Below are 3491 nucleotides of genomic sequence, written 5' to 3' on the forward strand. Positions count from 1 at the left end.
CGGTGCGACAGCCCTTGTGCTCGGCGTCACGGGCGCCTATGACGCGGGGGTGTGGGAAACCGGTCTGACCAGGTTGAAGACTTCGCGGGCTGCGTATCACTTGAGGCATCGGATGATCTCCGTCGGGACATGCCCTCCTGGGTGCGGCGTTCGTAGTACGCCTGGGTGCGCGGGTCGTGGCGCAGCCAAGTGAAGACGATGCGGTGCAGGGCGGCGTCGGCTTGGCGGTCGCCGCCGTAGTTGAGTTCGCAGAAATGAGCCGAAGCACAGCAGTTGTCACATAGGCGGGTTTGTTGTCACCGGCCCGCCACGGGCCGGAGGTCACCGGGTGAGCAGCGAGTCCGCAATCGCCACGGAGGACGGCGCGAGCCGGGTCTCACCGTCGTCGATGTCCCACAGTGAGTTCTGCAGCAGCCGTCCCAGGGTCCAGCCGGTCGCGCGTGCGCGGTCCAGGCCGAGGACATCGGTGAGCAGGTCGAAGCGACGCCGCACGATGCGCAGGGTGTCGCCCTTCGCCACGACGTCGTCCCACCTGCTGTCCAGGGCGGGCCACAGATCGAATCCCGGGTCGCCGGCGAGTGGCTCGGGATCGATGGCGATCCACGGCTCGCGCTGCGCGGCGAGAACGTTGCCGTAGTGCAGATCCCAGTGCAGCATCCGGTCCCCGGGCTCACCGGCCAATTCGGCCACTGCCGATGCCCAGCTGCGCAGGAGCTGACGGTCGGTCGGGTCAGCCAGTCTCATGATCGCCTGGGGGACCTGATCCAGCATCTCGGAGGCGATGTCGTCGAGACTGCGCAGTCCCCGCGGCGCGGGGACTGCGACCAGCCGCGCGTGAAGTTCGGCGAGGGTGCTCATCGCCACGTCGTCATCGTTGATCGAGGCCAGCGTGCGGGCTCCGTTCAGGCGCTCCAGGAGCATGCTGCTGCTCATGGGGTCGTGATCGAGCAGTCGCACCATCCCCTTGCCGTTCCAGGTGCGGAGGCCGATCAGTGCGGCGGTGGTCTCCTGCCGGGGCATCTGGAGTCTCAGGACCGCGGGCGTACCGTCGGGGCGCAGCACCGGCAGTACCAGTGAGGCTTCTCCGGCTCTTGCGGTGCCGTCCCGTTCCAGATCCCAGCGTTCCAGCATGTCCGCCGCGAGAGCCGGCAGTCCGGCGATCCAGGCTCTCCCCTCCTCACCGAAGCCCGTGGAGTACGACGCCGCCAGGTGATGCGGGACCTCGCCTGCTTCCAACGTGCTCACATCGCATCTCCTTCACAGGGAAACGGGTTCGCGCCGCAACCTACCGGAGGTCGACGGACAGCCTGCCACCGCGGCGCGCCAGCCATCTCCAAGCCAGTGCGGATACCGGCCGTGAGCTTGTGGAACCGCCACAAGCAGCGGGACCCCGATCTCTGCCACCGGTGGCAGAGAGGCTGCTGAACGTGCGAGTGTGACAAGCCGCTGGCGTACCGTTCGAGGCATCGGATCGCCAGGAAGGTCAAGCCCGACGCCCGAGCATCGTACGGACGGACCCTGCGACGGCCGTTTTCGTCCATGCTCTCGCAGGCCCGCACCCGGGGCCGCCGACCGTTCAGCGTGGCCCGGGTTCGTCCACGAGCACGTAGCCCGCGCCCCCGTACCCTTCACCCGGCGCCAGGCGTTCCGCTGCCTGCGTGGCGCGGAACGTCTTCAGCGCCTCGCGCACGAACGCCGGGAGCGGCAGCACGCGTTCGCCCGCCATGCCCTTCGTGTCCCTCTCCGCCTCCGGCGCCAAGACGCAGGCCGCCCTGAAGTTCGCCAAGTCCGTCGTCGAGACCCGCGGCTTCGTCTCCGACCAGGACCTCGAAGAGGTCCGTGCCGCCGGTCACGGCGACGGCGAGATCGGCGAGATCGGCGCCAACGTCGCACCGAACGTCTTCACGGACTACTTCGACTCCGTGGCCCGCACCGACATCGACTTCCCCGTCGTCGACCTGCCCGGCAAGTAGTCCCGACCCACCACAGCCACCCCCCGGGGGCGCGTACCTGCCCTGAGTACCCCCGGGGTGAGCCGCCGGTGAGGTCCTGGCAAAGTCGTTGCACATGACGGTGCGAGGCGTGTGACGACGCGTTGCGCGACCGGCTGCTGACGCCGCTGGGTTCGGAGCATTCTGATCACCCTGCCGGAGGAGGCGCTGCGGTTCCAGGTGGCGATGAGCCACGTCGGAGAGCTGAAGGACGAGCCGGAGCCGCCTGGCGCGTCCGGTCTCACGACGAAGCCGTGCCGGAGCGCTCCGATACGGCTTCGTCGTCCTACGGCTCCGCGCTCAGAGGTTGCGTCAGGACGGACCCTGGCGGCGCCTCGCCGTATCACCCGCCTGTCACACAGCCTGGACCGGATGGCGGACGACCGCGTCGAAAAGATAGCCCTGGGTGTTGTGGACGGTGGTCCCCGGCTGGGTGCGGCCCGTCGTGTCCGTCGCACGCGCCAGCAGCGTGTACGCCCCCGGGGCCGCCGGACGCCAGTCGGCGGACCAGCGCACCCAGTCGGCGCGGCGCGGGGTGTCGTGGAGGCGGGCGCGCCGCCAGGTCGCGCCGCCGTCGGTGCTCACGTCGACGTGGGCGATCCTGCCCGCGCCCGACCAGGAGCGGCCGGTGAGACGGTGGTCGGCGGCGGCCGACAAGGTCGCGTTCCAGGGGAGTTCGAAGGCGCTCTTGAGGGTCTGGCGGGTGAGCGGGGCGCTGCCGCCCTCCGGGTACGCGGCGCCGAACAGCCGGTAGAAGTCGGTGTTCCAGGGCGAGTACAGCGGCTGGGCGGAGACCTCGATGTCGCCGACCCACTTGATCGACGCGATACCTGTCCAGGACGGCACGAGGACCCGTACGGGATGTCCGTGGTCCGGCGGGAGCGGCTCGCCGTTCATCTCGTACGCGAGCAGCACGTCGTCCAGGGCCTTCGACAGGGGCAGCGGGCGGCGGACCCGGCCCAGGTTCGTGCCGTCCGCCGTGACGTAGTCGGCGTCCAGACCGCGGGGCATGACGTCCACGGCGTCCCGGCCCAGGCCGGCGCGGCGCAGCACCTCGCCGAGCCGTACGCCGCGCCAGCGGGCCGCGCCTATCGCGCCCAGGGTCCAGGCCGTACCGGACACGCTCTGGCCCTGCTGTGTCGTGAAGAGGCTGCGCCCGTTGCCCGCGCACTCCACGAACGCGCTGCGGGTGGTGGCGGGCAGCCGCTTCAGGTCGTCGAGCGTGAACTCGGCGGCGCGGCCCCGTACCAGGCCGTCCCCCCGGACGGTGAGGGTCCAGGCGCTCGCGTCCAGGACGGGCGTGGAGGTGTGGTTGCGGACGAAGAAGCGGTCCGTGGGGGTGTGGTGCCCCGTGCCGGCCAGCGCCTCGAACCTGGTCTCCGCGTTCGTGCCGCGGGTGGTGAACCAGGCTTCGGGGAGAGGCTTGACGATGCCGGGGGCCGCGGCGGCGGTCACGGTGTCCCCGGCGCGTCCGGCGGCCGCGGGGGCGGGGGCGGCCAG

General features: G+C 70.7%; 4 protein-coding genes and 1 pseudogene. 1 reads left to right on the forward strand and 4 read right to left on the reverse strand.

Annotation, left to right across the window (positions count from 1 at the left end; translation table 11 throughout):
• Positions 1-96 precede the first annotated feature (96 nt).
• The 3 genes and pseudogenes from HO151_RS07075 to HO151_RS00180 form a co-directional block, all read right to left on the reverse strand.
• Positions 97-245: pseudogene (locus HO151_RS07075) on the reverse strand (IS110 family transposase); the annotation flags it as partial.
• A gap of 76 nt (positions 246-321) precedes the next feature.
• Positions 322-1245: an aminoglycoside phosphotransferase family protein gene (locus HO151_RS00175; protein ID WP_173894110.1), complete on the reverse strand. Its 924-nt coding sequence runs from the start codon at positions 1243-1245 to the stop codon at positions 322-324.
• 331 nt (positions 1246-1576) lie between these two features.
• Positions 1577-1726, reverse strand: coding sequence for a hypothetical protein (locus tag HO151_RS00180; protein ID WP_173894111.1), 150 nt, complete (start codon positions 1724-1726; stop codon positions 1577-1579).
• Between HO151_RS00180 and HO151_RS00185 the strand changes: the two genes are divergently transcribed.
• Positions 1725-1973: a hypothetical protein gene (locus tag HO151_RS00185; RefSeq protein WP_173894112.1), complete on the forward strand. Its 249-nt coding sequence runs from the start codon at positions 1725-1727 to the stop codon at positions 1971-1973. The genes HO151_RS00180 and HO151_RS00185 overlap by 2 nt on opposite strands.
• 372 nt (positions 1974-2345) lie before the next feature.
• On the opposite strand, the gene HO151_RS00190 is transcribed toward HO151_RS00185, so the two are convergent.
• Positions 2346-3491: sulfite oxidase (locus tag HO151_RS00190; protein ID WP_173894113.1), on the reverse strand; the 1146-nt coding region annotated here is incomplete at its 5' end.

The organism is Streptomyces sp. 8P21H-1, assembly GCF_013302945.1.

What these genes read in the sequence shown, in the direction of transcription:
- HO151_RS00185 (WP_173894112.1), top strand. Translation starts at nt 1,725, where the DNA reads ATGCCCTTCGTGTCCCTCTCCGCCTCCGGCGCCAAGACGCAGGCCGCC.
- HO151_RS00180 (WP_173894111.1), bottom strand. Translation starts at nt 1,726, where the DNA reads ATGGCGGGCGAACGCGTGCTGCCGCTCCCGGCGTTCGTGCGCGAGGCG.